Annotated in this window: 28 protein-coding genes; 7 read left to right on the forward strand and 21 right to left on the reverse strand. The window is 68.9% G+C overall.

All coding sequences use genetic code 11. From position 1 onward, the window contains the following. Positions 1–30 precede the first annotated feature (30 nt). From B043_RS0111085 to B043_RS0111095, 3 genes are read left to right on the forward strand one after another with little or no spacing between them, the layout of a single operon-like run. Positions 31–2,160 (forward strand): vWA domain-containing protein, encoded by a 2,130-nt coding sequence (locus B043_RS0111085; RefSeq protein ID WP_018462045.1) that lies wholly within the window; start codon positions 31–33, stop codon positions 2,158–2,160. A gap of 24 nt (positions 2,161–2,184) precedes the next feature. Further along, on the forward strand, positions 2,185–3,096 hold the full coding sequence (locus B043_RS0111090; protein ID WP_018462046.1) for an MBL fold metallo-hydrolase: 912 nt from the start codon (positions 2,185–2,187) through the stop codon (positions 3,094–3,096). A gap of 57 nt (positions 3,097–3,153) precedes the next feature. Next, entirely contained in the window at positions 3,154–3,531 is a 378-nt protein-coding gene (locus B043_RS0111095; RefSeq protein ID WP_018462047.1) for a hypothetical protein, read from the forward strand. Here the strand turns inward: B043_RS0111095 and B043_RS0111100 are convergent. The 15 genes from B043_RS0111100 to B043_RS0111170 form a co-directional block, all read right to left on the reverse strand. Next, positions 3,452–3,940 carry a PaaI family thioesterase gene (locus B043_RS0111100; protein WP_018462048.1) on the reverse strand — a complete coding sequence of 163 codons (489 nt, stop codon included), beginning with the start codon at positions 3,938–3,940 and terminating at the stop codon, positions 3,452–3,454. The genes B043_RS0111095 and B043_RS0111100 overlap by 80 nt on opposite strands. Continuing rightward, complete coding sequence (locus tag B043_RS0111105; protein ID WP_016329392.1) at positions 3,937–4,356, reverse strand: cobalamin B12-binding domain-containing protein; 420 nt, start codon at positions 4,354–4,356, stop codon at positions 3,937–3,939. Before B043_RS0111105 ends, B043_RS0111100 begins: the two co-directional genes overlap by 4 nt. Before the next feature lie 95 nt (positions 4,357–4,451). Then, complete coding sequence (locus B043_RS0111110) at positions 4,452–6,107, reverse strand: acyl-CoA mutase large subunit family protein (RefSeq protein WP_016329391.1); 1,656 nt, start codon at positions 6,105–6,107, stop codon at positions 4,452–4,454. 54 nt (positions 6,108–6,161) lie between these two features. Continuing rightward, a complete protein-coding gene (locus B043_RS0111115; protein ID WP_018462049.1) occupies positions 6,162–7,028 on the reverse strand; it encodes a cation diffusion facilitator family transporter in 867 nt (288 codons plus the stop codon). A gap of 7 nt (positions 7,029–7,035) precedes the next feature. Beyond that, positions 7,036–8,511, reverse strand: coding sequence for a lysine--tRNA ligase (gene lysS / locus B043_RS0111120; RefSeq protein WP_018462050.1), 1,476 nt, complete (start codon positions 8,509–8,511; stop codon positions 7,036–7,038). Then, complete coding sequence (locus tag B043_RS0111125) at positions 8,508–8,978, reverse strand: GreA/GreB family elongation factor (protein WP_016329388.1); 471 nt, start codon at positions 8,976–8,978, stop codon at positions 8,508–8,510. The genes lysS and B043_RS0111125 overlap by 4 nt, the downstream gene beginning before the upstream one ends. Positions 8,979–9,041: 63 nt before the next feature. Continuing rightward, positions 9,042–9,401 (reverse strand): hypothetical protein, encoded by a 360-nt coding sequence (locus tag B043_RS0111130; protein ID WP_016329387.1) that lies wholly within the window; start codon positions 9,399–9,401, stop codon positions 9,042–9,044. A gap of 4 nt (positions 9,402–9,405) precedes the next feature. After that, positions 9,406–9,804 carry a diacylglycerol kinase gene (locus tag B043_RS0111135; RefSeq protein ID WP_026234250.1) on the reverse strand — a complete coding sequence of 133 codons (399 nt, stop codon included), beginning with the start codon at positions 9,802–9,804 and terminating at the stop codon, positions 9,406–9,408. Then, complete coding sequence (gene ybeY / locus B043_RS0111140; RefSeq protein WP_016329385.1) at positions 9,759–10,178, reverse strand: rRNA maturation RNase YbeY; 420 nt, start codon at positions 10,176–10,178, stop codon at positions 9,759–9,761. The genes B043_RS0111135 and ybeY overlap by 46 nt, the downstream gene beginning before the upstream one ends. A 12-nt stretch (positions 10,179–10,190) precedes the next feature. Further along, positions 10,191–11,219: a glycosyltransferase family 2 protein gene (locus B043_RS0111145; protein ID WP_018462052.1), complete on the reverse strand. Its 1,029-nt coding sequence runs from the start codon at positions 11,217–11,219 to the stop codon at positions 10,191–10,193. Further along, on the reverse strand, positions 11,216–11,863 hold the full coding sequence (locus B043_RS0111150; RefSeq protein ID WP_018462053.1) for a lysophospholipid acyltransferase family protein: 648 nt from the start codon (positions 11,861–11,863) through the stop codon (positions 11,216–11,218). Before B043_RS0111150 ends, B043_RS0111145 begins: the two co-directional genes overlap by 4 nt. Beyond that, complete coding sequence (locus B043_RS0111155; RefSeq protein WP_018462054.1) at positions 11,860–12,561, reverse strand: lycopene cyclase domain-containing protein; 702 nt, start codon at positions 12,559–12,561, stop codon at positions 11,860–11,862. The genes B043_RS0111150 and B043_RS0111155 overlap by 4 nt, the downstream gene beginning before the upstream one ends. Beyond that, a complete protein-coding gene (locus B043_RS0111160; RefSeq protein WP_018462055.1) occupies positions 12,558–13,721 on the reverse strand; it encodes a cytochrome P450 in 1,164 nt (387 codons plus the stop codon). Before B043_RS0111160 ends, B043_RS0111155 begins: the two co-directional genes overlap by 4 nt. 15 nt (positions 13,722–13,736) lie before the next feature. Next, positions 13,737–14,987, reverse strand: coding sequence for a deoxyribodipyrimidine photo-lyase (phr, locus tag B043_RS0111165; RefSeq protein WP_018462056.1), 1,251 nt, complete (start codon positions 14,985–14,987; stop codon positions 13,737–13,739). 40 nt (positions 14,988–15,027) lie between these two features. After that, entirely contained in the window at positions 15,028–15,861 is an 834-nt protein-coding gene (locus B043_RS0111170) for a phytoene/squalene synthase family protein (RefSeq protein WP_018462057.1), read from the reverse strand. 107 nt (positions 15,862–15,968) lie between these two features. Here B043_RS0111170 and carH point away from each other — a divergent pair, with 107 nt between their 5' ends. Genes carH through B043_RS0111190 form a run of 4 tightly spaced genes read left to right on the forward strand, consistent with a single transcriptional unit; the run spans position 15,969 to position 19,174 of the window. Next, positions 15,969–16,805 (forward strand): HTH-type transcriptional repressor CarH, encoded by an 837-nt coding sequence (gene carH, locus B043_RS0111175; protein ID WP_018462058.1) that lies wholly within the window; start codon positions 15,969–15,971, stop codon positions 16,803–16,805. After that, positions 16,802–17,389, forward strand: a complete 588-nt coding sequence (ldrP, locus tag B043_RS0111180; RefSeq protein ID WP_018462059.1) for a transcriptional regulator LdrP — start codon at positions 16,802–16,804, stop codon at positions 17,387–17,389. Before carH ends, ldrP begins: the two co-directional genes overlap by 4 nt. Then, positions 17,386–18,306 carry a YbgA family protein gene (locus B043_RS0111185; protein ID WP_018462060.1) on the forward strand — a complete coding sequence of 307 codons (921 nt, stop codon included), beginning with the start codon at positions 17,386–17,388 and terminating at the stop codon, positions 18,304–18,306. Before ldrP ends, B043_RS0111185 begins: the two co-directional genes overlap by 4 nt. Positions 18,307–18,310: 4 nt before the next feature. Further along, entirely contained in the window at positions 18,311–19,174 is an 864-nt protein-coding gene (locus B043_RS0111190; protein ID WP_018462061.1) for an NAD-dependent epimerase/dehydratase family protein, read from the forward strand. Here B043_RS0111190 and B043_RS0111195 read toward each other — a convergent pair. The 6 genes from B043_RS0111195 to B043_RS0111220 form a co-directional block, all read right to left on the reverse strand. Next, positions 19,109–20,320: a YeeE/YedE family protein gene (locus tag B043_RS0111195; RefSeq protein WP_038037134.1), complete on the reverse strand. Its 1,212-nt coding sequence runs from the start codon at positions 20,318–20,320 to the stop codon at positions 19,109–19,111. The two genes, B043_RS0111190 and B043_RS0111195, sit on opposite strands and share 66 nt — an antisense overlap. A gap of 97 nt (positions 20,321–20,417) precedes the next feature. Beyond that, positions 20,418–20,978: a DOMON domain-containing protein gene (locus B043_RS0111200; protein WP_018462063.1), complete on the reverse strand. Its 561-nt coding sequence runs from the start codon at positions 20,976–20,978 to the stop codon at positions 20,418–20,420. A 2-nt stretch (positions 20,979–20,980) separates the two neighbouring features. Next, positions 20,981–21,430 carry a hypothetical protein gene (locus B043_RS0111205; RefSeq protein WP_018462064.1) on the reverse strand — a complete coding sequence of 150 codons (450 nt, stop codon included), beginning with the start codon at positions 21,428–21,430 and terminating at the stop codon, positions 20,981–20,983. 12 nt (positions 21,431–21,442) lie between these two features. Then, entirely contained in the window at positions 21,443–21,880 is a 438-nt protein-coding gene (locus B043_RS0111210) for a hypothetical protein (protein WP_016329370.1), read from the reverse strand. Between the two features lie 86 nt (positions 21,881–21,966). Continuing rightward, a complete protein-coding gene (locus B043_RS0111215) occupies positions 21,967–25,152 on the reverse strand; it encodes a molybdopterin-dependent oxidoreductase (protein ID WP_018462066.1) in 3,186 nt (1,061 codons plus the stop codon). A gap of 9 nt (positions 25,153–25,161) precedes the next feature. Next, a complete protein-coding gene (locus tag B043_RS0111220) occupies positions 25,162–25,992 on the reverse strand; it encodes a 4Fe-4S dicluster domain-containing protein (RefSeq protein ID WP_018462067.1) in 831 nt (276 codons plus the stop codon). Between the last annotated feature and the right edge of the window lie 47 nt (positions 25,993–26,039).

The raw sequence follows: 26,039 nt of genomic DNA on the forward strand, positions 1-26,039 counted from the left end.
GCTACCCGAGCGGCCCTATAGCATAGGGGCATGCGCCTCCTCCGGCTGGGGGTCCTCTTCCTCCTCCTCCTTGTTGTCTTGGACCCCAGGCTTCCCCGCCCGGGGCGGACGGTCTACTTTCTGGACTTCTCCCCCTCGGCCCGGGAGGGGGTTTTCGCCCTGGCGGAAAGGCTTCCCCGGGAAGGGCTGTACCTGGCCTTTGCGGAGGAGGTGGCCCGGCTTCCCGCCCCCACCGCCCGGCGGCTGGACCTGGGGGAGGGGACGGACCTGAGGAGGGCCTTCCAGGAGGCCCTAAAGCTCAGGCCCGACCGGGTGGTCCTGGTTTCGGACGGGCTCTTTGCCCCCCTTCCTCCCCCCTTTCCCCTGGACGCGGTCTATGTCCCCCCTAGGCCCTGGGTGGCCCTGCGCCTCCTCCCGCCCCCCTACCCCCTCTACGGGGAGACCGTGGGGGTGCGGGTGGTCCTGGAGGCCCCTAGGCCCGCCGAGGCCCGGGTGCGGGTGGAGGGCCCGGGCGGGGTTTTAGAGCGGCGCCTTTTGGTGGAGGGCACGCGGGTCCTCACCTACGCCTTCCCCCTCACGGAAGGGGCCGAGGTGCGGGCGGTGGCCGAGGGCCCTTGGGGGAGGAGCGAGGCCCGGGCCCAGGTGGCCCCCCTGGACCGGGGGCGGGCCCTGGTCCTGGGGGACGAGGCCCTGGCCCGTGTCCTCGAGGCCCAGGGCTTCCAGGTGGACCGGGGACCCTTCCGCCTCCCCCTGGAGGCGGACCTGGTGGCCCTTGGGGTGGGGGTTTTGGACCTGCCGGAAGGGGCCCCCGAGGCCCTAAAGGACTTCCTCCGCCAGGGGGGCGGCCTCCTCTTCACCGCCACCCCCAGGGGGCTTTTCCTGGGGGGGTGGGACCGGGCCCTCCCGGAGGACTTTCCCTTAAGGCCCTTGGGCCGGAAGGGGGCGGCCTTGGTCCTGGTCCTGGACGTCTCGGGGAGCATGGAGGGGGAAAAGCTGGCCCTGGCCCTTGCGGGGGCGGTGGAGCTGGTGCGGAGCGCGGCCCCCGAGGACTGGGTGGGGGTGGTCCTCTTCAGCTCTTCTCCCAGGATCCTCTTCCCCCCAAGGCCCATGACGGCGCAGGGGAAGAAGGAAGCGGAAAGCCTCCTTCTTTCGGTGCGCCCCGGTGGGGGAACGGTCTTGGGCCCCGCCTTCCGGGAGGCGGTGCGCCTTTTGGAGGGGGTACCCGTGGAGCGGAAGGGGATCCTGGTCCTCACCGACGGCCTCCTTTCCGACCCCAAGGAGCCCATCCTGGAGCTGGCCCAGGCCTCGAGGCTGGAGGTGAGCGCCCTGGCCCTGGGGCAGGACGCGGACCGGGCCTTTTTGGAAGCCCTTGCCCGAAGGGGGGGTGGGCGGTTCTACTTCGCCGCCCGCCCGGAGGAGCTTCCCAGGCTTTTCCTCCGGGAAGGCCAGGAGATCTTCCAGGAAGAGGGGCTGAGGGGGCGTTTCCCCATAGAGGCCAGGCCCCACCCCCTCACAGAGGGCTTCCGCTTTCCCCCCCTTTCCTTCCTCCTCCCCGCCCGGGCGGAGCCCTGGGCGGAGGTCCTCCTCGCCAGCGGCGAGCGGGCGGTTTTGGCCCTGGGGGAGCGGGGGGCGGGGCGGGTGGCCGCCCTGGCCACGGACCTTTCCCTTGCCTGGGAGGGCTGGGAGGGCCTGGCCCCCTTCCTTGGGGGCCTGGCCCGCCACCTCATGGGGGGGAGGAAGGCCCTTGCCCTCTACGCCTACCCGGAAGGGGAGGGGGTGCGGGCGGTGGCCCTGGGGGCCCTGGAGGCCCCGCGCCTCCTCGTGGGGGGCGAGGAGGTCCCCATGGTGCCCACGGGCCCCGGGCGGTTTGAGGGGGTGGTGCGGGGGGAAGGGGTCCTCCTGGATGGGGAAAAGCGCATTCCCCTGGTCCTCCCCCTCCCCGGGGAGTGGACCCCCAGGGACGGGCGGGCGGTCCTAAGGGCCCTGGCCGAGGGGAGCGGGGGGCGGTTCTTTGAGGGGGAGGTCCCCGCCCCCTCCCCTCAGGCCGCCCTCCCCCTAAGGCCCTACCTCCTGGCCCTGGCCCTCCTCCTCTTCCTCCTGGAACGCCTTTGGGCCTACAAGGTGGCGGGGGTTACGGAAGCCCCCCGCCCTTCCCTTTAACCTCTCCCTGAAAGGAGGCCAGGTATGGAGCGAAGGGCTTTTCTCAAGGGCGTGAACCTTTTGGCCGCCGCGGCGGGGATGGGGGGGGCGTGGGCCCAGGCCCCAAGCCCCAAGGGGGTTCAGGGGGGCGGGTTTTACCGCTTCCCTTTGGGCCGCTACACCGTGACCGTCCTCTCCGACGGCCAGTCGGCCCCGGGGCCCCTCCTTCCGAGCTGGGGGGCGAACCCCGAACTCCAGGAGGAGTTCCGCCGGGTCCTTCTGGAACACTTCCTGGACCCCAACGCCACCCCCAACAACTTCAACCCCGTCCTGGTGGACACGGGTAGCGCCCGGCTCCTGGTGGACACCGGGCGGGGCCAGGGGGGGAGGCTTCTTGAGCACCTGGCCCTGGCGGGCTACGCCCCTGGCGACCTTACCCACGTCTTCCTCACCCACGGCCACCCCGACCACATCGGGGGCTTGGTGGACGGAGGGGGGAGGCCCGCTTTCCCGAACGCCCTCCACCTCATGGGCCGGGTGGACCTGGACTACTGGCTGAAAAACCCCACCCCTGCGGTGGAGCGGGCCCTTTTCCCCTTACGGGAGCGCATCCGGCCGGTGGAGGACGGGGAGGAGATCCTCCCCGGGGTGCGGGCCGTGGCCTCCTTCGGCCACACCCCCGGGCACATGAGCCTCGAGGTCCTCTCGGAGGGGCAGAAGCTCTTCATCTTCGGGGATGCCGCCGGGCACTACCTCCTCTCCCTGCGCTTCCCCCAGGCCTACCTGGGCTTTGACATGGACCGGGCCCAGGTGGTGGCCACCCGGGCCCGGCTCTTCCGCAAGGTGGCCGAGGAGAAGGCCCTCCTCACCGCCTACCACTTCCCCTGGCCCGCCCTGGGCTACCTCCGCCCCTTGGGGGAGGGGTACGAGTTCGTCCCCGCCTTCTTCAGGTTCTAAGGGTTCTCATGTGCAAAGCTCACGCCCGCTCCCTTGGGTTTCCTCCAGCCTAGGGGTATGCTGCACTGGGACGATGAGCTAGACCGCCGGATCCGGCTGGAGAAGGAGGGGCGGCGCCTCCAGGAAGCACCTTTTCGCAAGCGCATCATGGAGCTGGAGGCGGAGATCGTGAAATTCCGCTTCCGCCTGCAGCAGCTGGAGGAGGAGAAGAGGATCCTCTACTGGGAGAAGCGGGAGATCGCCCTGGGCCGGGCCTTCCCCGGCCCCCTCCTGGAGGAGGCCAAGCGCACCCTGGAGGAGGCCTGGCTGGACCTCACCCTCATGGGCTCGCCCCAGGCCCCCAGGGTGGAGGAGCTTATCCGCCACCTGGAGCGGATCCTGAACGACCGAAACCCTCGCCGATCTGAACGAGAACCGCCTCGCCGCGAACCGTAAGGACCCCCTCGGCGAAGAGCTCGGTTTCCACCACCACCTTCTTCCCCTTCACCTCCCGGGCCCGGCCCACCAGGAGGAGCTCCGGGCCCAGGGGGGTGGGCTTCAGGTAGTCCACCTTGAGGCTGGCGGTGACGAAGCGCAGGGGGTGGGCCTCGAGGCTAAGCCCCTCCGCCTGGGCCTTGGCCGCGGCGGCGGTGGCCGTGGAATGGCAGTCCACCAAGGAGGCGAGAAGCCCCCCGTAGACGAAGCCAGGGACGGCGGTGTGGTAGGGCTTCGGGGTGAAGCGGGTTTCGCTTTCCCCCCGCTCGGGGTGCCAGTGGGTTTCTATACGGAGCCCCTGGGCGTTTAGGTAGCCGCACCCGTAGCAGTGGGCCCACTCCGGGGGGTAGTAGAGCTGGACCGCCTTCATGAAAGCCCCTGGGCCCTCCAGCGCTCGGGCACCTTGGCCTTGAGGAAGTCCACGATCTCCTGGGTGCTGGTCCCCGGCCCGAAGACCGCGGCCACCCCCAGGGCCTTCAGCTTGGGCACGTCCTCGTCGGGGATGATGCCCCCCCCGAAGAGGAGGATGTCCGAGGCCCCCTGCTCTTCCAGAAGCCTTTTCACCTCCCGGAAGTAGTGCATGTGGGCTCCGGAGAGGATGGAAAGCCCGATGGCGTCCACGTCCTCCTGGATGGCCGCGGAGACGATCATCTCCGGGGTCTGGCGGAGCCCGGTGTAGATGACCTCCATCCCCGCGTCCCTTAGGGCCCGGGCCACCACCTTGGCCCCCCGGTCGTGGCCGTCCAGGCCTGGTTTGGCGATGAGCACCCGTATGCGCCGGTCCATGGGTCAACCTCCCTCAGCGTTGGGATGGGGTGGCCTGGGGGCAAAGCCCCTTTGGCCGCCCGTGCGCTCCCATCGTACACCTCGGCCCGCGCCGGTCAGACGTAGGCGGGCTCCTGGTAGGTGCCGTAGACCTCCCGGAGAACGTCCATCATCTCCCCCAAGGTGCAGTAGGCCAGGGCGCAGTCCACGAAGTAGGGCATGGTGTTCTGCCCTTCCACCGCCGCCTGCCTTAGGGCCTTTAGGGCCTCCTCCGCCCGCTTGGGGTCGCGCTCCCGCCGCACGCGGGCCAGCCTTTCCGCCTGCACCCTTTCCACCTCGGGGTCCACAAGCTGGATGGGGACCTTTAGGGGGATCTCGTCGGTGAAGGCGTTCACCCCCACGATGATGCGCTCTTTCCGCTCCACCTCCTGCTGGTAGCGGTAGCTGGCCTCGGCGAGCTCCCTTAGGAAGTAGCCCTCCTCGATGGCCCGCACCACCCCGCCCATGCGCCGGATCTCCTCAATGATGGCCATGGCCTGGCGCTCCATCTCGTCCGTGAGCCACTCCACGTAGTAGCTCCCCGCCAGGGGGTCTATGGTGTGGGTGACCCCGGTCTCGTAGGCGATGATCTGCTGGGTCCTTAGGGCGATGGTGGCGGACTCCTCCGTGGGGAGGGCCAGGGCCTCGTCGTAGGCGTCGGTGTGGAGGCTGTTGGTCCCCCCCAGGACCGCGGCCAGGGCCTGGATGGCCACCCGGGCGATGTTGTTCAGGGGTTGCTGGGCGGTGAGGGAGACCCCGGCGGTCTGGGCGTGGGTGCGGAGCATCCAGCTCTCCGGGCGCTTGGCCCCGTAGCGGTGGCGCATCTCCTTGGCCCAGATGCGCCGGGCCGCGCGGAACTTGGCGATCTCCTCAAAGAAGTCGTTGTGCACGTCAAAGAAGAAGCTGATCCGGGGGGCGAACTCGTCGATGTCCAGGCCCCGCTTAAGCGCGGCCTCCACGTACTCAAACCCGTCCGCCAGGGTCCAGGCCAGCTCCTGCACCGCGGTGGAGCCCGCCTCGCGGATGTGGTAGCCGGAAACGGAGATGAAGTTCCACTTGGGGACGTTCTTGGGCCCCCACTCAAAGGTGTCTATGACCAGCTTTACGCTGGGCTCCGGGGGGAAGATGAACTCCTTTTGGGCGATGAACTCCTTGAGGATGTCGTTCTGGATGGTCCCCCCAAGCTTCTTCCAGTCGTAGCCCTTCTTCTTGGCCACCGCCAGGTACATGGCCCAGATGGCGTTGGCCGGGGAGTTGATGGTCATGGAGGTGGTGACCTCCTCGAGGTTGATCCCCTCAAAGAGGATCTCCATGTCCGCCAGGCTGGACACCGCCACCCCGCACTTCCCCACCTCCCCCTTGGAAAGGGGGTGGTCGGAGTCGTAGCCCATGAGGGTGGGGAGGTCAAAGGCCACGGAAAGCCCCGTCTGCCCCGCTTTGAGGAGCTTTTTAAAGCGCTCGTTGGTCTGCTCCGCGGTGCCGAAGCCCGCGAACATGCGCATGGTCCAGAGCTTGGACCGGTACATGGAGCCGTAGACCCCCCGGGTGTAGGGGTACTCCCCGGGGAAGCCCCGCTTCTCCTCGTACTCGGGGTCCAGGACCCCGATGTCCTCCGGGGTGTAGAGGGGCTCGGGGGCGATCTCCGAGAGGGTGCGGTGGGCCACGGGCCTCTCGGGCATCTTTTCCAGGCTCTTCCGGTAGGTTTCCCTGAGCCAGTCGTGCTTTTTGCGCATGGGCCCTCCCTTTGCCCCCGATTATACGCTTTTTTGCGGGGAGGGGAAAGGGCGTTATCCCTGGCGCTCGCTTTCCGGCTCCACGTGGATCGTGACGGAAAGCCCCGGCACCGCCTTCTTCAACTCCTCCTCCAGGCGGTCGCAAAGCCGGTGGGCCTCCTCCACGGACATCCTCCCCGGCACCACCAGGTGGAACTCCAGAAAGGCCTTGGGCCCCGCCCGGCGGGTCTTGAGGTCGTGGACCTCTAAGGCGCCCTGGGCCAGGTGGGCCTTAAGCACCTCCTGGATGCGGCTAAGCTCCTCCGGCCCCAGCCCCTCGTCCATAAGCCCACCCACAGACTGCCGCACCAGGCGGAGGCCGATGAGGAGGATGTGCCCCGCCACTAGGAGGGCCAGAAGGGGGTCCAGCCACCAGCGCCCGGTGGCCCAGGCCAGGCCCACCCCGAGGAGGACCCCCAGGGAGGTGAGGACATCCGAGAGGACGTGGTACCCGTCCGCGGTGAGGGCGGGGGAGCGGAGGGCCTTCCCCTTCCCGATGAGGAGGAGGGCCAAGAGGGCGTTCAGGCCCGTGGCCAGGAGGTTCAGGCCCATTCCGGGGCCAAGGCCCTCGAGGGGCAGGGGCTGGAGGAGGCGGGGCAGGGCCTCCTTGGCGATGAGAAGGGCGGCCAGGACCACCAGGACCCCTTCCGCCACCGCGGAGAAGTACTCGGCCTTGGTGTGGCCGAAGGGGTGGTTGTGGTCCGGGGGTTTTTCCGCGATGCGGAGGGCGGTGAGGGCGAGGAGGGCCGCGGCCACGTTCACCGTGGACTCCAGGGCATCGGAGAGGAGGGCCACCGAGCCCGTGAGGCGGTAGGCGAGAAGCTTGAGCCCCAGGACCAGGAGGGCCACCAGGAGGCTTAGGGTGGCCAGGCGTCTGCCCATGGGGGGGTTACGCCTCCTCGGCTTCCCCCTCTTTCCTGGGCTTCATGAGGGGGAAGAGGAGGACATCCCTTAAGGAGGGCTGGTCGGTGAAGATCATGGCCAGGCGGTCAATGCCGAGGCCTAGCCCCGCCGCGGGGGGCATGCCGTACTCCAGGGCCAGGAGGAAGTCCTCGTCGGGCTCGGGGGCCTCCTCGTCCCCCTCCTTGCGCCTTCTTGCCTGCTCCAGGAAGCGCTCCCGCTGGTCCAGGGCGTCGTTCAGCTCGGAGTAGCAGGGGGCGATCTCCATGCCCCCGATGTAGAGGTCCCAGCGCTCGGTAAGCCCGGGCTTTTCCCGGTGGCGCTTGGCCAGGGGGCTTAGGACGAGGGGGAAGTCCATGACGAAGGTGGGGTCCTGGAGGCTGGGCTCCACGTAGATCCCGAAGAGCTTGTCCAGGAGCTTGTAGGCGGGCACCTGGGCGAGCTCGGGGTGGTGGGCGTCCGCCCAGAGGCGGAGCCTGTCCAGGTCCAGGGGGTCAAAGGGGAGGCCCGCGGCCTCCTTCAGGCTTTCCACGAAGGAGATGCGCCGGAAGGGGGGCTGGAAGTTGAGGGTCCTTCCCCCGTAGGGCACCTGGTGGCTTCCCATAAGGGCCAGGGCCAGCCCCGAGAGGAGCTCCTCCACCAGGGCCAGCATGTCCAGGTAGTCCGCGTAGGCCCAGTAGGCCTCCAGCATGGTGAACTCGGGGTTGTGGTTGTGGTCGATCCCCTCGTTGCGGAAGTTGCGCCCGATCTCAAAGACCTTCTCAAACCCCCCCACGAGGAGGCGCTTGAGGTAAAGCTCTAAGGAGATGCGCAGGAAGAACTCGTGGTCCAGGGCGTTGTGGTAGGTCTTGAAGGGCCTAGCCTCCGCCCCCCCGGTGGTGGGCTGGAGGATGGGGGTTTCCACCTCCAAGAACCCCTTTTCCTCAAAGAAGCGCCGGATGTACCGGACCATCTCGGAGCGCTTCCGGAAGACCTCCTTGGCCTCGGGGTTCATGATGAGGTCCAGGTAGCGCCTCCGGTAGCGGGCCTCCTTGTCCTTGAGGCCGTGCCACTTGTCCGGCAGGGGGTGGAGGCTTTTCACCAGGGGGGTCCAGGAGAGGACCTTCACCGTGACCTCCCCGGTCTTGGTGGTGAAGACCGTGCCCTTCACCCCCAGGAGGTCCCCCACGTCCAGCTTTTTCAGGAGCTCGTACTGGGGGGTGGTGTCCTTGGCGAAGTAGAGCTGGATGCGGCCGGACTCGTCCTGGAGGTGGGCGAAGGTGACCTTGCCCATCCGCCTCAGGGCCAGGATGCGCCCGGCCAGGGCCACCTCCTCCGGCCACTCCGTTCCCGGGGGGGCGCCCTTTTTGTCCTCTAGGATCTCCAGGGCCGCGTGGGTCTTGGGGAAGCGGTAGGGGTAGGGCTCAAAGCCCGCCTCCACCAGGGCCTCGAGGTTGAGAAGGCGCTGGCGCGTCTGCTCGTTCATGCGCGGATGTCCACCACCCTGAACTCCCGCTTGCCCTTGGGGGTTTCCAGGGTGAGCACGTCCCCCACCCGGTGGCCCAGGAGGGCCCGGCCCATGGGGGAGGCGTCGGAGATCTTCATGGGGGTTTCCAGGACGTTGGCCTCCGCGGGGGAGACCACCTGCACCTCCAGCCTTTCCCCGCTCAAGGGGTCTTCCAGGACCACCACCGAGCCCAGGCCGATGGTCTCCCCGCCCACCCCCTCCAGGATGACCGCCCGGGAGAGGATGTCCTCGAGGCTGTCAATGCGGGCCTCAATGCGGGCCTTTTCCTGCTTGGCCGCCTCCAGCCCCGAGTCGTCGTAGTCGTCGGAGGATTCCATGAGCTCCTGCAGGATGCGGGTGGCCTCCTGGAGCCGTTCCCTTTCCTGCAGAAGCTGCTGCATGAGCCGCTCGTAACCGGCCTTGGTGAGCTTCACCTCGCGCGCCATAGTGCACCTCGTAAGTCATGGAGGCCGGCTTCAGCCGACCCCCGCGGCCCAAAGGCCCAGTTCTCAGGTGAGTATACCCCGAAGGAGGATTTCCCTCAAACGTTCAGGCCGGGCGTGCTCCGCGCAGGACGGGGTGTCCTGGCAGAGGATGAGGTAGCGCACGTGCTCCCATCGCCCCCCCACCGGGTGGCGGAAGAAGGCCAGGGCGCTTCCCGAGAGGTGGCGGCGGCAGGCCTCGCACACCTGGGGGGCGGAAGGGGTGCCCAAGGGCTCCAGGGTGAGGTGGAGCTCGGGAGGGCCTTTCTCCAGGATGTGCACCCGCCCCTCCCCGTCCCGGTAATAAAGAATCTCCCCTAAGGGGAGAAGCTCGGGGGATGTGCCCGGGAAGAGCTCAAGGATGAGCTCCCGTTCCTCGTAGTCCATGCCCCTAGCTTAGCCCAAGCCGCCGGAGGAGGGGGGGGAGGAAGAGGTAGAGCCCCCCAAGGAGGGCGAAGAGGCTCGCCAGGAGCACCGCGGCCGCGGCCGCGTCCTTGGCCGCCTTGGCCAGGGGGTGGTAGACGGGGCTCGTGAGGTCCACAAGGGCCTCCAGGGCGGTGTTCATGAGCTCCAGGGAGAGCACCAGGGCGCTGAAGAGGAGGATGGGGAGGGGGTCCACCCCGAGCCAGAGGGCGAGGAGGAGGGCGAGAAGGCCCAGGTAGGCCTCGAGGCGGAAGTTCCGCTGCACCCGCCAGGCGTAGCGGAGCCCCTCCAGGGCGTAGCCGAAGGAGCGCAGGACCCCCTTTAGAGGTCTAGGATCCTCTCTTGGACGCGGTGGAACCCGGCCCAATCCTCCTCCTTCTGGTGGTCGTGGCCGAGGAGGTGCCACAGGCCGTGGGCCGCGAGCACCAGGACCTCCTCCTCGAGGCTCGCCCCCCGGGCCTCGGCCTGCCTTTTGGCGGTGTCCAGGCTGATCCAGATGTCCCCGAGGTGGGGGGGGATGAAGGGGTCCCCGGGCTCGTAGTGGGGGAAGGAGAGGACGTCCGTGGCCTCGTCCTCCCCCCACCACGCCCGCTTCAGGGCCCTTAAGCGCCGGTCCCCGGAGAGGACCACCGTCACCCCCTTGTCCCCCACCCCGAGCTCCTCCATGAGCCTTCCCAGGGCCCGCCTAAGCCTCGGGCGCAGGCCCCTAGGGGGCTTCTTGTTGGCCACCACCGTCACCATAAGGCCCCGGGGTCAGTATACCGGCCGCCCCTTCCAGCGCCGGCCCGGAAGGAGGGCCTTCAGGTAGATGGGAAGGAGAAGAAGGGGCAGAAGGGGGGTGAGGAGGGCGGGCCAGAGGGGCCCCTTTAGGGCCCTTTGCACCAGGAGCCGCTCCAGCACCCCCAAGGCCCCGAGCTCGGGCCGGCCGAGGAGCCAGGGGAGGGTGTAGAGGGCCAGGTGGTAGAAGGCCGAGCCCAGGAGGACCAGGGGGTTTTTCAGGTGGATGGGGAGGAAGTTCTTGGCGAAGCCCTCCACCGCCTCCCGGTAGTTCCGGTACATGCGGGTGGAGAAGAGCCCCACCCCCAGGAAAAGCCCGTACGCCCCTACCCGCCGGGCCAGGGCCACGTCCTCCAGGACCTCGCCCCGCACCGCCTTGTGCCCCCCGAAGCGGAAGTAGGCCTCCCGCCGGAAGGCCAGGACCTGGCCGTTGGCCACCCTCAGGGCCTCCAGAAAGGGGTGGGGGAGGGTGGAGAGGAGGCTTCCCATGACGAAGGCCACCACCCCGCCCCCCAAGGGGTCCATGGGCTCCTGCCGGGGGAGGGCGGAAAGGGCCTCCCGCCCCTCCAAGGCCTCCAAAAGCCCCCCCAAGGCCCCCTCCTCCCAGAAGACGTCCGCGTCGGTGAAGACCAGGACCTCCCCCCGGGCCGCCTGGGCCAGCTGGAAGCAGGCCCAGTTCTTCCCCGTCCAGCCCGGAGGGGGCGGGGCGCCCCGGAGGAGGCGGAAGCCGGGGTGCCCCCTTCCTAGGGCCTCGGCCACCGCCCCGGTGCCGTCCTCCGAGAGGTCGTCCAGTACCAGCACCTCCAGGGCGTTTTGGCGGAGGAGGCGGGGGAGGGTGCGCCTTAGGTTTTCCGCCTCGTTCCGCGCCGGGACGAGGAGGGAGGCGGTGGGGGAGGGGGGCGTGGGGCGGGGCCTTAGGGCGGGGAAGCGGAGGAGGTTGTAGAAAAGGCTCAGGAACCGTAGGAGGAGGAAGAGGAAGACCCCGAAGAAGAAGTCCCCGGTCACCTTAGGGCCTCCACCAGGGGCCTGATCCGCTCCTCCAGGCTCCGCCTGCCCCTAAGGATCTCCCGGAAGCCCTCGGGGAGGGCGCGGGGGTGGGTCTTGGCGAGAAGGGCGTCCAGCTCCCGGAGGAGGCCCCCCAGGGCGCGCTCCAGGTCCCCTTCCGGGGGCAGGGGGTCCCCCACCCAGAGGAAGGCCTCGGGGTGCTCAAAGCCCCGGAGGACCACCCTCGAGGCCACCGGCAGGAGGGGCACCCCCGCTTTCCTCGCCAGGTAGGCCGCCCCCCCCTTCAGGGGGCCCAGGGGGCCGGGAAACCGCATCTCCCCTTCCGGGAAGAGGGCCACCCACCCGCCCCCTTTGAGCCGCCTCAGGGCCTCCCGCACCCTCCCCGCCTCCAGGGCCCCCCCGAGGCGGAGCACGGGGAAGGCCTTCAGGTTCTCCTCCGCCACCAGGAGGGTGAAGGGGGCCCCCTTCCGCCTCGCCAGGTGCCAGAGGAGGTGGCCGTCAAAGAAGCTGTGGTGGTTCATGGCCACCACCAAGGGCCCCTCCGGCACCTCCCCCCGCAGGTAGACCCCCCGGAGGCTTCCCTTTAGGCTCAGGAGGAGGAACCCCTCCACGAAGAGGCGCAAAAGCCTTTCCCAGGGCCTCACCGAAGCCTCCTTAAGGCCTCGGGGTGCCAGGCCAGGAGAAGCCCCCCCACCACCGCCAGGTTGGTAAAGAGGAAGAAGACCATCTCCTCCAGGGGAAGCCCCGCCACCTCGAGGCCCAGGGTGTATTCCTCGGCGATCCACCAGATCCCCTCCCGACGGATGGCCCAGAAGTCCGCGGCCCAGAGGTACAGGGTGGGGACGGAAACCCCCAGGAAAAAGGCCCGCCGCCAGGCCCAAAGGAGATCCCCCCCATAGGCCCACTGCAGGAGGAAGACCGGGGCGAAGTAGGCGAGGATAAGCCCGAGGTAGAGGTACCGCCCCTCGAGGGCCACGAGGAGCACCCCCAGGGCGGCCACCAAAAGCCACGCCCCGCCCCCCACCACCCGCGCGAGGCCCTTACCCCCCTCCGGGGGCCTCCCCGCCACCTTGAGGAGGAAGGCCCCGGTGAGGAGGGGCTGGAGGAGGAAGAAGAGGTACTCCTCCAGGGGGACGTACCCGATGCGGAAGAGGACCCGCCCCTCCGGGTAGCCCCAGACCCCCTTCCAGACCAGGTAGTTGTCCCAGGGGGTGGTGTAGAGGAGGGCGATGAGGGGCATGAGGAGGTAGGCCCAGAGCCTGGGGGGCCTAGGCCGGGCCAGAAGGAGGAGGAGGAGAAGGGGGGGCAGGATGAAGACGAGGTGGAACCCCAGGTAGGTCATGCCTCCTCCAGCTTGGCCCAAAGCCCCCCCTCGGGCCTTAAGGTGACCCCCGCGTGGACCTTGGGCTTGGGGAGAGGGCCCAGCCGGAAGCGGCGGAAGAAGGCCTGGAGGGCGATGGGGCCTTCCAGGAGGGCGAAGTCCCGCCCCAGGCAGAGCCGCTTGCCGAAGCCGAAGGGGAAGTAGCGCCCGCTTGGGGTATTCCTTTCCTCCAGGAAGCGCTCCGGCAGGAAGGCTTCCCCTTGGGGGAAGTAGAGCCGGTGGGTCACGTAGGGGGAGAGGACGGCGGTGGTCCCCCTGGGCAGGACCTCCCCGGGAAGCTCCAGGGGGTCTTCCACCTTCCGGGTGAGGACCCAGGCGGGGGGGAAGAGCCTCAGGGCCTCCTGGAAGGCGGAAAGGGCGAAGGCGAAGTCCTCCGCGGCCCTTTCCTGCCAGGCCCGGTTCCCCGAGAGGAGGTAGAGGCTCCAGGTGAGGGCGCTGGCCGTGGTCTCGTGCCCCGCCACCAGAAGGGTCTTGGCCTCGGAAAGGGCCCGTTCCCGGGGGAGGCCCGTGAGGGGCGGGTGGGCGATGAGGGCCTCGGCCTCCCGCTCCAGGGCCCGTTTTTTCTCCCGGAAGGCGCTCTCCCGCAGGAGGTTCAGGCGGCTTAGGGGGTGTTGCATCCGTTCTATGATGCGCTCCAGGGCCTGTAGGGCGAGCTCCGCGATCCCTTCGGGCAAGGGTTTTCCCCAAAGGGCCCGCCCCAGGAAGCGCAAGGAAAGGTGGAGCATCTCCCGGTCCAGGTCCCGCCTTTCTCCCGGCCTCCAGGGGGCGAAGAAGGCCTCCGCCTCCTCCTCCCAAAGGGCCCGGTAAAGGGCCACGCTCCTCGGGAGAAAGGGGTCTTTCAGGGCCTTCCTGGCCTCCTTCCAGCCCTCCCCCTGGTCCGTAAGCAGGCCCCGGCCCGTGAGGCGGGAGAGCTCCCGGTACTGGAAGGTGGCCTTGCTCTCCGCGCCGAGGAGCACCGCCTCCACCCCCTCGGGGTCAAAGACCAGGTGCAGGGGAAAGCCGGGGAGGGAAATGCGCAGGCGGGGGTGGGCCTTCCCCCAGGCCAGGAGGGCCTCCAGGGGCTCGTCCCGGAGGCGCTTTAGGTCGGGGAGTGCCCCTTTCAGGTCCAGGGTAGCGGTCATGGTTCCAGCCTACCTTTAGAGGGCCCCTGCCAGGGCCAAGTAGCGCCTTCGGGCCTCCTTAAGGTCCACCACGGGGTCTTTTGGCTCATAGGAGGGGTACTCGGGGGCGAAGCGCCGGAGCCAGGCCCCTTCGGGGTCGTGCCGGCGGCCCTGCTCCACCAGGTTGAAGACCCGGAAGTAGGGGGCAGCGTCCACCCCCAGGCCCCCCGCCCACTGCCAGCCCTGGAGGTTCACCGCGGTGTCCCCGTCCAGGAGGAGGTTCTTGAAGACGCTCTCCGCCTTTTTCCAGGGCAGGAGGAGGTACTTCACCGCGAACTGGGCGGCGCACATCCGGGCCCGGTTGGAGAGGAAGCCCGTGGCCTGGAGTTCCCGCATGGCCGCGTCCACCAGGGGCACCCCGGTGCGCCCCTCGAGCCAGGCCTGGAAGAGCCCCTCGTCCTCCCGCCAGGGAAGGGCCTCAAAGCGGGGGTCCAGGGCCCTTTGGGCCATTTCGGGGAAGTGGTAGAGGAGGTGGTAGGAGAAGTCCCGCCAGAGGAGTTCGGACACCCACTTCCTAGCCCCCTCGCCCCCGCGCCGCAGGGCCTCCCAGGCGGCCAGGCGGGGGGAGAGGACCCCGAGGGCGAAGTAGGGGGAGAGCCTCGAGCCCCCCCTCCCGTCCAGCCGGTCCCGCTCCAGGGGGTAGCGGGCCAGGCCCTCTTCCAGGAAGGCCCTGAGCCGCGCCAGGGCCGCCTCCTCCCCGGGCGGGGGCAGGGGGACGTCGCTTTTCTCCTCAGGGATCTCCCCCTCCTCGGGGAAGGGGGGGAGGGCCTCGGGGGCGGGGAGGGGAGGGTCTACCCCTTGGAAGCGGCGGCTAAAGGGGGTGTAGACCCGGTAGGGCCTTTCCAGGTCGGGGGGGATGAGGTGGGGGGCGGGGAGGAGGTGGAGGGGCACGGGCAAAGCCTCCCGCACCCGCGTGTCCCGGTGGCGCCCGTAAGGGGTGTAGCTCTTCAGGGCGTAGACCGCCTGGGCCCTCACCGCCTTGGCCGCCTCCGGCACCCGAAGCCAGGGGGGGCCCTCCAAGACCCAGAGGGCCCCGCCCCGGGCCCGGTAGGCCGCCCTAAGGGCCCGGACGTTTTCCAAAAACCAGGCCCGCCTTCTCCTGGAGGCCCCTTCCAGGTTGTTGAGGTCCAGGACCACCAGGCCCACTATGGGGCCTTCCTTCAGGGCCTCCAGGAGGGCCGGGTGGTCGTGGAGGCGGAGGTCGCCCCGGTGCCAGACCAGGCGCATGGGGGCAGGCTACCCCAAGAGGCCCTCCGACCCGTGTGGCCTAGGCCTCAGAGGTGCGGGCCAGGGCGAAGGCCTTGGGGAAGAGGCGGAGCCGCTCCCAGGGCTTCAGGTGGGCTCTTTGGGAGAGGTTGTCGTACCCCTGGAGGCGGAGCTTGTCCAGGATGCCCTGGTACTGGAGGGCGGCGAGGGCGACGGCCGCCCGCCCCACCCTTAACCCCTTAAGCCCGGAAAGCCCCTCCCGGTAAAGGGCCCGGGCCTTGGCCTCCAGGTGCTGGAGGAGGGCCCGGTACTGGGGGGTGACCCGCCCCCGGCGGAGGTCCGCAAGGTCCACCCCGAAGCGCTCGAGGAGCTCCCGGGGGAGGTAGACCCGGTCCATCCCCAGGTCCTCCCCCACGTCCCGGAGGATGTTGGTGAGCTGCATGGCCTGGCCCAGGCGGACCGCCTTCTCCTCCACCTCCTTCCCCCCGCCCGCGATGGGGGCCATCATCCGCCCCACCGTGCCCGCCACCCGGTAGCAGTAGAGGAGGAGCTCCTCTTCCGTTTCCAGCCGCACCGGGCCGAGGTCCGTGAGGAACCCCTCCCGCATGTGGGCGAAGGCCTCCAAGGGGATGGCCCAGCGCTCCAGGGCCCAGGCGAGGCCCCGCTCCCACGCCGCCCTTGGCCTTCCCCCATAGGCCCGCTCCACCCCCTTCCACCAGGCCTCGAGGGCCCTTTCCCCCCCGCCCCGGTCCACCGCGTCGTCCCCCAGGCGGCAGGCGGCGTAGACCGCCCAGGCCCCCTTGCGCTCCTCTTTGGGAAAGAGGAGGCTTCCCCAGTAAAAGGTGGCGGAGTGGACACGCACCACCCTGGCCAGGGCTTTCCAATCCGGTTCCATAATGAACTTAGGTTCATCTTAGCGTGCCTCCGGGACATTTGCCCCGGCTACACTTGGTAGATGGACATATATTTGACAAAGCTTGTACACCCTGTTACCCTAAGGCCATGGTCCGCTCCGGGGTGTACACCATCGCCGAGGTGGAGGCCATGACCGGCCTCTCCGCTGAGGTCCTGAGGCAGTGGGAGCGCCGCTACGGCTTCCCCCGCCCCGAGCGCACCCCTGGGGGGCACCGCCTGTACCGCGAGGAGGACGTGGAGGCCCTCAAGGCCATCCGCCGCTACCTGGAGGAGGGGGCCACCCCCCAGGCCGCCATCCGCCGCTACCTGGCCCAGGGGGTCCGGCCCCAGGGCTTAGAGGAAGACCTCCTCCAGGCCCTCCTCCAGGCCGACCTCCCCCGGGCGGAGGCCCTTTTCCGCAAGGGCCTGAGGCTTCTGGGCCCCGAAGGGGCGCTCACGGGGCTTCTCGTCCCCGTGCTCCGGGCGGTGGGGGAGGCCTGGCACCGGGGGGAGGCCAGCGTGGCCCAGGAGCACCTGGCGAGCCACTTCCTCCGGGCCCGCATGCACGAGCTATTGGACCTGGTGGGCCAGCCCAAGGGGCCCCCCATCCTGGCCACCACCCCTCCGGGGGAGCGGCACGAGATGGGGGCCATGCTGGCCGCCTACTTCCTGCGCCGGGGGGGGTTGCCCGCCCTCTACCTGGGCCCCGACACCCCCCTTTCCGACCTCAAGCACCTGGCGGAGCGGCTTTCCGCCCGGGGGGTGGTCCTCTCCGCCCTCCTGCCGGACCCCCTTAGGGCCCTTCCCGACGGGGCCCTGAAGGGCCTGGCCCCCAAGGTGGTCCTGGGGGGGCAGGGGGCGAGCCCCGAGGAGGCGGCGCGGCTGGGGGCGGTGTACGTGGAGGATCTGGAGAGGCTGCCCGAGGTTTGGGAGGAGAGAGCATGAAACGCTATAGCCGCAAGGAGGCCATCTATCTCGCCGGAGACCGGGCGGACACCCTCTACCGGCTTCAGGAAGGCTTGGTGCGCATCGTGGAACTCCTGCCCGACGGCCGCACCCTCACCCTGCGCCACATCCTCCCCGGGGACTTCTTCGGGGAGGAGGCCCTGGAGGGGAAGCGCCACCGCTACGCCGCGGAGGCCATGACCGAGGCGGTGGTGGTGGGCCTGGACCCCAAGCGCATGGGCCACGAGGAGCTCCAGCTGGTGGCCCGCAACCTGGCCCGGCAGATGCGCCGCGTCCAGGCCTACGAGGCCCACCTGCAGACCGGGGAGCTTCGGGCCCGCATCGCCCGCTACCTCCTCTTCCTGGCGGACACCCCGGCCTCCTTCCGGGACGAAAGGGGCCTTTACGTCACCGCCTCCCACGAGGAGATCGCCGACGCCACCGCTTCCACCCGGGAGTCCGTGTCCAAGCTCCTTTCCGAGCTCCGCCGGGAAGGGTTTTTGGAGACCTCCTACCGCCGGGTCTACCTCCTGGACCTAAAGGCCCTCGAGGCCCTGGCGGAGGGCCAGCTGGAGGCGGCATGAGCTGGCCGAGGCCCAGGCTGGTGGTGAGCGCCTGCTTCCTGGGGGCCTTCCGCTACGACGGGGGCCGGGTGCGGGAGCCGGTCCTCGAGGCCCTCCGCCCCCACGTGGACCTCATCCCCGTCTGCCCCGAGGTGGGGGTGGGCCTGGGGGTGCCCCGGCCCACGGTGCGCCTGGTGCGCCGGGGGGAAGGGGTGGCCCTGGTCCAGCCGGAAACGGGGGAGGACCTCACCGGAAAGATGGAGGCCTTTTCAGAGCGCTTCCTGGAGGCCCTTCCCGAGGTGGACGGCTTCCTCCTCAAAAACCGCTCCCCCTCCTGCGCCCTCAAGGACGCCAAGGTCTACGCCCACCCCACCGGCGGGGGCACGGTGGCCCGGGGCCCCGGGCTTTTTGCCAGGAAGGTTCTGGAGGCCTTTCCCTTCTTCCCCGTGGAGGAGGAGGGGCGGCTAAGGGACCCCGCCATCCTGGCCTCCTTCCTCACCCGCCTCTTCGCCCTGGCCCGGCTGCGGGAAACCGCCTCCTTAGGGGAGCTCATGGCCTTCCACGCCCGCTACAAGCTCCTCCTCCTGGCCTACGACCCCCAGGCGGCCCGGGACCTGGGCCGCCTCCTGGCCCGGAGCGCTTCCTTCCTCGAGGCCAAGCGGGCCTACCGGGAGGGGTTTCTCAGGGCCACGGCCAAGCTTCCCCGCCCTGGGCGGATGGCGGATGCCCTCCTCCACGCCTTCGGGCACCTGGACGGGCTTTCCCGGGAGGAGAAGGCCTACTTCCTGGAAAGGCTTAGGGACTTCCGGGAGGGGCGGCTTTCCCTGGAGGCCCTCCTCACCCTCCTCCGGGCCTGGGCCCTGCGCTTCAGGGCCCCCTACCTCGAGGCCCAGGCCCTCCTGGAACCCTTCCCACCGGCCCTGAAGGGGGTAGCCTAAAGGGATGCGGGTCCTGGTCATCGGCGGCACGGGGTTCCTCGGGGGGTATGTCCTTAAGGCCCTCCTGGAAAGGGGCCACACCCCCCTGGTCCTGGCCCGCCGCCCCCGCCCCCTGCCCGAAGGGGTCCGGTACCTTCCTGGGGACATCACCCGGGAGGTGCCCGACCTTAGAGGGGTGGAGGCCGTCTTCTACCTGGCGGGGATCATCCGGGAGCGGGGCCAGACCTTCCGGGAGGTGCACGTGGAGGGGGTGCGGAACACCCTGAGGGCCATGGAGCGCTCCGGGGTGGACCGCCTGGTCCACCTCTCGGCCCTGGGGGCGAGGAGGGGCACGGGAAGCCGCTACTTTGAGACCAAGGCCGAGGCGGAAGCGCTCATCGCCCAAAGCGGCCTAAAGGCCACCCTCCTCCGCCCGAGCCTCATCTTTGGCCCGGGGGACGAGTTTTTTGGAAAGATCCTGAGGGGCCTGGTCTGCCAGCCCCTCCCCTTCGTGCCCCTCCTGGGGGATGGGGGCTTTCCCTTCCGGCCCGTCTACGCGGGGGACGTGGCGGAGGTGGCCGTGGGGGCCTTGGAAAAGGGGGTCTTTGGCCCCTTGGACCTGGTGGGGCCCAAGGAGTACACCCTTAGGGGCCTTCTGGAGCTCGTGATGGAGGCGGTGGGCCGGAAGAAGCCCTTCTTTCCCATCCCCCTTCCCCTCCTGGACCTCCTGGTTCCCCTCCTCTCCCCCCTGCCCTTCGCCCCCATCACCCTGGACCAGTACCGGATGCTCAAGCTGGGGAACACCGCCCCCTTCCCCGAGGCCCTAAAGGGCCTCCTCCCGCGCCCCACGCCCCTGGAGGAGGTCCTGCCCCGCTACCTCCGGTGCTAGGCGGCAAAGGGGCCTGAGCCGCATCCCTAAGGCGGTGCCCAAGAGGGCGGCAAGCCCCCAGACGTAGCCGTGGAGGCTGAAGGAGGCCACCCCGCCTAGGTAGGCCCCGATGTTGCACCCGGAGGCCAGCCGGGCCCCATAGCCCATGAGCACCCCGCCCAGGAAGACCCCGAGGAGGGTGGATAGGGGAATCCGGCGGGGGTCCTGGAAGCGGAGGTTGCCCCCCAAGGCCGCCCCCAGGAAGGCCCCCAGGAAAAGCCCGAAGTCCATGACGCTGGTGGGGTCCTGGAGGACGCTTCCCATGAGCCTCTCCGCGAACTCCGGGGCCTGGAAGAGGGCCCAGTCCAAGACGGGGACCCCCAAGGCCTCCGCCAGCTTCCCGCCCCAGAGGGCGAAGGCCGAGGTGATGCCCCACGGCCGCCCCAAAAGGAGCAGGGTGAGGAGGCTTCCCAGGGCCAGGGCCAAGGCCCCCACCCCCAAGGACCAGGGCCCAAAGAGGGGGTGGCCCTGCCCCTGCCAGAGGGGCTCCACCCGCCCCCTGCGCGCCCGCTCCACCCGGGCCACCAGGAGGTAAAGCCCGAGGAGAAGGGCCATCCAAAGGGCGTAGCCCAGAACCGCCCCCCAAGGCCCCCCGAACCACTCCAGGGCGCTGCCCGGGGCCAACTGGGGCAGGCCCTGCCAGTAGGGGAGGTGGAAGACCCCGAGCAGGGAGCCCACCATGAACCCGAGGAGGGTGAAAAGCCCCCGGGTGTCCCCGCTCCCCGTGTGGTAGAGGGTGCCCGAGGCGCACCCGTCCCCAAGCTGCATCCCGATTCCGAAGAGGAAGGCCCCCAGGAGGAGCCCCACCCCCAGGGGCACCACGAACCCCGAGGCCATCCCCGTGGCCAGGAAGGGGGCGAAGAGGGTGGCGGTGAGGGCGAAGAGGAGGAAGTGGGCCCGGATCAGGCGGCTTTCCCCCGTGAGGAGGAAGCGCCGGAAGCCCGAGGCGAAGCCGAAGCGGGCGTGGAAGAGGGCCAGGCCCAGCCACACCCCAAGCCAGAAGGCCAGGACCAACCTTAGGCCCCCCGCCTGGAGGACGGCCCAGGAGAGGGCCAGGGCCGAGAGGCCGAAGACCAGGAGGGGTAAGGGTTGGGGACGCCGCGCCATGGCTTCAATATACATATGAGCACATTAAAGTCAAGGGTATGTTTCGCCCCGCAAAACGCGCCCCGGGGGACCCTAAGCCCCCGGGGCCTAAAGGGCTTTAGAAGGCGAAGTCCTCCACGTACCAGCGCTCGGTCTTCTTGTGCTCCTCCTTGGGGTCCATCTTTTCCGCGTGGGCCAGGAGGAGGATGAGCTTCCGGCCGGCGGCGAGGTCCACGTCGGTGGGCTCCCCGGTCTTCAGCTTCCGGCTCCACTCCACACTCCAGCGGCCCCCCTCGTGGGTGGCGGCGCTGGCCAGGATGGAGTTCTTGCCCCCCTCCTTGTCGTCGGGTACGGGCGCGCCGGTGCGCTTGGTCTGGTACATGTCCAGGGCCACCAGCTTGCCCCCTTCCAGGTAGAAGAGGTACTGGTCCGCCCCCTGCTTCTTGTTGGTCTTCTCCGAGAGGAACCCAACCCCGATCCAGCCCTTGCTCTCGCCCTCGAGGGCCAGGTAGAGGGTATCCCCCACGATGCTCCAGTAGAGGGTGATCCCCGACTTATCGTGCTTGTAACTCTTGGCGTACTCGCCCGCGGCGATCTTGCCGTCCACCTTGGGGGCCTGCGCCAGGGCCAGGCCCAACGCCACCATCCCGAACCAGAGTAGGCCTTTGATCTTCTCCATGCTTACCTCCCGTCCCGTATGGTTATCCCCACCACAAAGGCCACGGCCCCCACGTGGGTGTGGGCCAAAGCCGCCAGCACCGGCCGGCTTCCTTTAAAAGCCTCCAGGAACCCCGAGAGGCTCCAAAGGCTCACCTCCGCGTCCTGGGCGTTCCAGAGGAGGTGGTAGTAGGCCCCCAGGACCCCGGTGAGGACGCTCGCCAGCATCCAGAGGAGGAAGGGGTAGCGCACCCAGGGCCCCCGGTGGAAGAACATGAGGAAGGTCAAGGGGGCCCCCACCAGGGAGACGTAGAAGGGGATGCGGCTCTGCCAGCTCTCCGTCCAGTGGTCCAGGACCCAGTGCTCCATGCCGTAGAAGAGGAACCCCACTAGGGCGATGAGGAGGAAGGTGCTCTGCAGGAACTCCAGGAGGCGCTCCTCCTCGGTTTGGGCTTTGATGAGGGCTTCGATCATCCTGCACCTCCTTCAGCGGGCCCGGTAGATGGAGAGGAGGCCCGTGACCCCCATGTGGGTGAAGGCTAGGGCCGCCAAAACCGGCCGGCTTCCCGCCATGGCCTCCATGGCGGCTGCAAAGTCCCAGTCCACCTCCCCCTCAAAGTTCCAGAGAAGGTGGAAGTAGGCCCCCAAGGCCCCGGTGAGCACCGAGGCCCACATGGTGAGGAGGAAGGCCCAGCGCACCCAGGAGGTCTTCCGGTCAAAGAGCACCCACAGGGTGAAGATAAACCCCGGCACCGCCACGAAGAAGGGGATGCGGCTTTGCCAGGCCTCCGTCCAGTGTTCCAAAAGGAGGAGCTCCAAAGGGTACATGACCCAGCCCACCAGGCAGAGGAGGAGCATCACCGTGCGGATGAACTCCAGCGCCCACCGGGCTTGGCCTTTTGCTTCGCGCAGAGCGGGAATCACGCCTTCACCTCCTTACCCCCAAGCAAAACCTTACCATGGGTATCCTAGTAGCTTTGTCCCCCCGGGTGGCCCCGGGGGGACTTGGGCTAGACAGGGATGAGGTTGACCTTGGTCTCGTAGAAGACCACGCTACCCCCCACGGTGTCCGTGAGGGCCATGTCCTTCAGGTAGGGGTCCAGGCGCATGGCGGCGTTGGCGTGGACCCCCTGGGCCCGGCGGGGGTCCCCCTTGAGGACCTGCCCGTTCACCACGATGTCTGTGGCCCCGTAGGCCCAGTGGCCCCAGCCCAGGGCGAAGGACACGCACCCCGGGCGCATCCCCTGGACCACCTTCACCTTCCCCACCATGGGCTTCTTGCCGAAAGGCCCCAGGTCCCACTCCCCTTTGGGGTTGGTGGCGGAGACCACCCTGACCTTCTGCCCGTCCTTAAGGCCCAGGCGCTGGGCGTCTTCCGCGCTCACCAGGAGGGCGTTTTCCGGCTTGATGCTGAGGAGCCAGTAGTTGCTTACGGTGCGGCTCTTGGTCTGGAGGATGTCCCGGTGGGTGAGGAGGGTGAGGCCGTAACCGGGGTCGGCGAGGGGGTTCCCCAGGACGTCCCGGTAGGGGGGGAGGTAGGTGGGCAGGGGCCCGTAGGGCTTCCCGGTCATGGCGTTCTTGGAGAGGAGCTGCTTCTCCAGGAAGAGATTCACCTGCTTCCCGTAGCGGTTGGCCACCAGGTCGTTCTGGGCGTAGGCCTTGGCGAACTCCTGGAAGCGCCCGCCCCGGTTCAGGAGGTAGACCACCCGCCTAAAGAGCCCCTCGTCCCCCACCGCTTCCCGCCAGCGGTTCTCGTCAAAGACCGAAGGGGGGAGGTGGCGGCGGGCCTTCCGGAAGACCTGAAGCTCCCTCTCGTCCGCCTCGGGCAGGGCCTCCGAGCCGTCCGCCTTCTCCCCGAAGGCCAGGTTGGCCGCCAGCTTCAGGTAGAAGTGGTCCATGTGGGTGAAGGGCATGCCGTTGGCGAAGCCCTTTTCCCCGAAGCCCGGAACCCCAAGCCGCTCCGCCAGGGCCAGGAGGAAGCTTTCCAGAGAGATGGGCATCCGCTGGCCGAAGACCTCCACCTCCTCGGGGATGGGGGGGATGGCGGGCTGGCGCACGGGCTGGACCTTCCAGATGATGGAGGGGTGGGAGCCGTGGAACTCCCAGCGCTCGAGGTAGGAGAGGTCGGGGATGATGTAGTCCGCGAAGAGGTAGGAGTCCCCCACCACGATGTCAAAGGCCACGATGAGGGGGATCTGGTCCGGGTCCAGCATGGCCCGGATCTGCTCGTGCCCGCCCGGAAGGGCGTAGGCCGGGGAGCCCATGTAGTGGAAGAGAATCTTCACCGGGTAGGGGTAGCCCTGGGCCGCGGAGGGCAGGATCTCCTGGTAGACGTCCGAGGCGTGGGGGTACCAGGGGCGCTTGGCGGGGTAGCCCTGGAAGAGGGTGGTGTCCTCGTACTTCACCTCGTGGCGGATGAGGCTGATGCCGAAGGGGCTTAGGGGCTTGGGGTGGAGCTTGCTTAAGGCGAAGGGCCCGCCCGCCTTGCCCCCGGTGATGTCGTAGGTGCTGGCCTGGACGAACCCCCCCTGGTGGTCCAGGTTGCCCACGAGGACGTTCACCGCAAACCAGGCGAAGACGTTGTAGAAGCCGTTGGTGTGCTGGCTGGCCCCCCGGTGGACGTCCACCACCGCTTTCTTGCCGTACTGGGCAAACTTCTCCGCCAGGAAGCGGATGTCCTCCTCCCTCACCCCGGCGAGGGCGGCCCAGGTCTTCACCTGGTGCTTGAAGGCCTCTTCCTTTAGGAGCTGGAGGGCGCTTTTCACCGGGATCCCCTCCAGGCGGGTGTCCACGAAAAGCTCCCCGAAGGCCGCCTGGGTTTCATCGTTGGGGTTGAAGGCCAGGGGCCGCCCTTGTGCCAGGACCACGGGGGCGTCCAGCTCCACCTCCTTGTCCCCCACCTTGGCCTTGGGCTTGGGAAGGCCCAGGTCGCTGGCCCTGAGGAGCCGTTCTGGCTGGCCGTCTTTCATCTTCACCAGCCAGGCGGCGTTGCTCCAGGTGCTTTCCCCGATGGCCTTGGCCGCGGCCTTGTTGGCGGCGGAGAGGAAGCGGCGGTCAATCTTGTCCCACTCCAGGAGGAGGCGGATGACCCCGAGGGCGATGGCCGCGTCGTGGCCCGGCTTGGGGGCGATCCAGCGGCTGGCCCCCTTGATGCCCTTCTGCCCCCTGGGGTCCACGATGGCGTACTCCAGTTCTCCCTTGGCCGCCCGTTCCGTGATCCAGCCCACCCGCAAGGGGGGCCCGTAGTTCCCCTCGAAGACGTTGGCCCCCACGAAGACCACGAAGCGGGCCTTGGAGAGGTCCGCCTGCCAGTAGAACTTGGCCCCCCCAGACCAGGAGAGCTTGCCCGAAGCGTCAAAGGTGGGCTGCTCGCTCATGGCCTTGCCGGTGAAGTACATGGAGCCCTGGCAGACGGTGGTGTGGCCGTGGAGGTTCACGGTGCCTAGGCCCTGGCCGAAGAACCAGCGGATGAACTCGCTCCGCCCCGCCTTGAGCCGGCCCCAGGCGAAGACCACCTGGTTGTTCTTGGGCCCCAGGTCGGGGTGGTCGGGGTGGATGAGGGTGTGGAGGTGTTCCCTGAAGTCTTCCTTGAACTTCTCCACCAGCGCCTTTTTCTTGGCGGGGTCCTTCTCCGCCCAGATGGCCTTCACCGCGTCCCCCATGGCCTTCATCACCTGGGGGTCCCGGAGGGCCCAGACCTCCTTAAGGCCGGGGTAGTGGCGTTCGTCGCCGATCTCCTTGAAAAGCTGCCCCCCCTCCACGATCTCCCGCACCGCCTGCTCAAAGGGGATCTCCACCCACTTGCCGCTGCCCCGGGGGCCGGCCCGCTTCAGGACCCGGCGGACGCGGTAGGGGTCGTAGGCGGTCTGGATGCCCGCCTGGCCCTTGGGGCAGAGGGCCCCGTCCACCTTGGCCAGGGTCTCTAGGTCCGTATTCAGGGGCAGGTGGGGCCGGAAGGTCCAGGGGGAGAGGGGGTTGCCGTCCATCTTGGCCGCCACGCCCTCGTAGAGCTTCACCTTGATGGGGCAGCCGGTGTTGCACTGGAGGCAGGAGGAGTAGATGGTGTTTTCGGGGAGCTGGACCTCGTAGGCCAGGCCCCCTTGGGCCGAAGCCTCCTGCAGGGCGAGCCCCAAGGGGCCAAGAAGGGCGCCCGCCCCCGAAAGCTTGAGGAGTTCACGCCGGGAAACCTTTTCCATGGCTACCTCCTACACCAGGTAGTACACCCGGGGCTTGGTGCCCGCTTCCTCCTTAAGCCGGATGGCGTTGGGGGACTTGGCCAGGTGGTGGACCAAGGAGGCGGGGTCCTCCAGGTCCCCGAAGAAGGTGGCGCGCCCGATGCAGGTGGTGACGCACTGGGGAAGGAGGCCCTGGGAGATCCGGTGCAGGCAGAAGTGGCATTTGCGCACCTTGTCCATGGGGCCGGCCTCGTCCTCCCGGGCCACCTTCTTGCCCCACTCGTAGACGGGAAGGGTTTCGTAGGGCATCTCCCCCTGGCCCGGGGTCCTTTCCGTCCAGTAGGCGCCATCGTCCTTGTGGCGGGCGCCATAGGGGCAAGGGGGGATGCACTTTTCGCACCCCACGCAGAGCTCGTAGTCGATCTCCACGATGCCGTCTTCCCGCTTCCAGGTGGCGTCGTAGGGGCAGGCGGGCACGCAGGGGGGGTCGTCGCACTGCATGCAGGGACGGGGGACGAAGCGGTAGGTGACGTTGGGGTAGGTTCCCACCTCCTCCTCCGTCACCGGCCGGTAGACCACGCCCGGGGGAAGGCGGTTTTCCGCCATGCAGCTCACGGTGCAGGCGTGGCAGCCCACGCACTTCCTGAGGTCGATCACCATGCCCCAGCGGCGCTTGGGGTTTTTAAGCGCCCGCTCCAGGTCCTCCTGCATGCGCAGGAGGACGTCCTTGTCCTCCCCCGTGGGGGGCGGGGTTTGGGGCAGGGCCTGGGCCAGGCCCGGGGCCACCATGGAGGCGAAGACGGCGCTGGCGAACTTGGAGAGGAAGCGCCGCCGTTCCTCCGGATTCAGGGGTTGTTCCATCGCCCACCTCCTTTCGCCTTCAGGCTAGGCTTGGGCCTAAGGGGGCG

The sequence above is a fragment of the Thermus oshimai DSM 12092 genome (assembly GCF_000373145.1).
Lineage (GTDB): Bacteria > Deinococcota > Deinococci > Deinococcales > Thermaceae > Thermus > Thermus oshimai.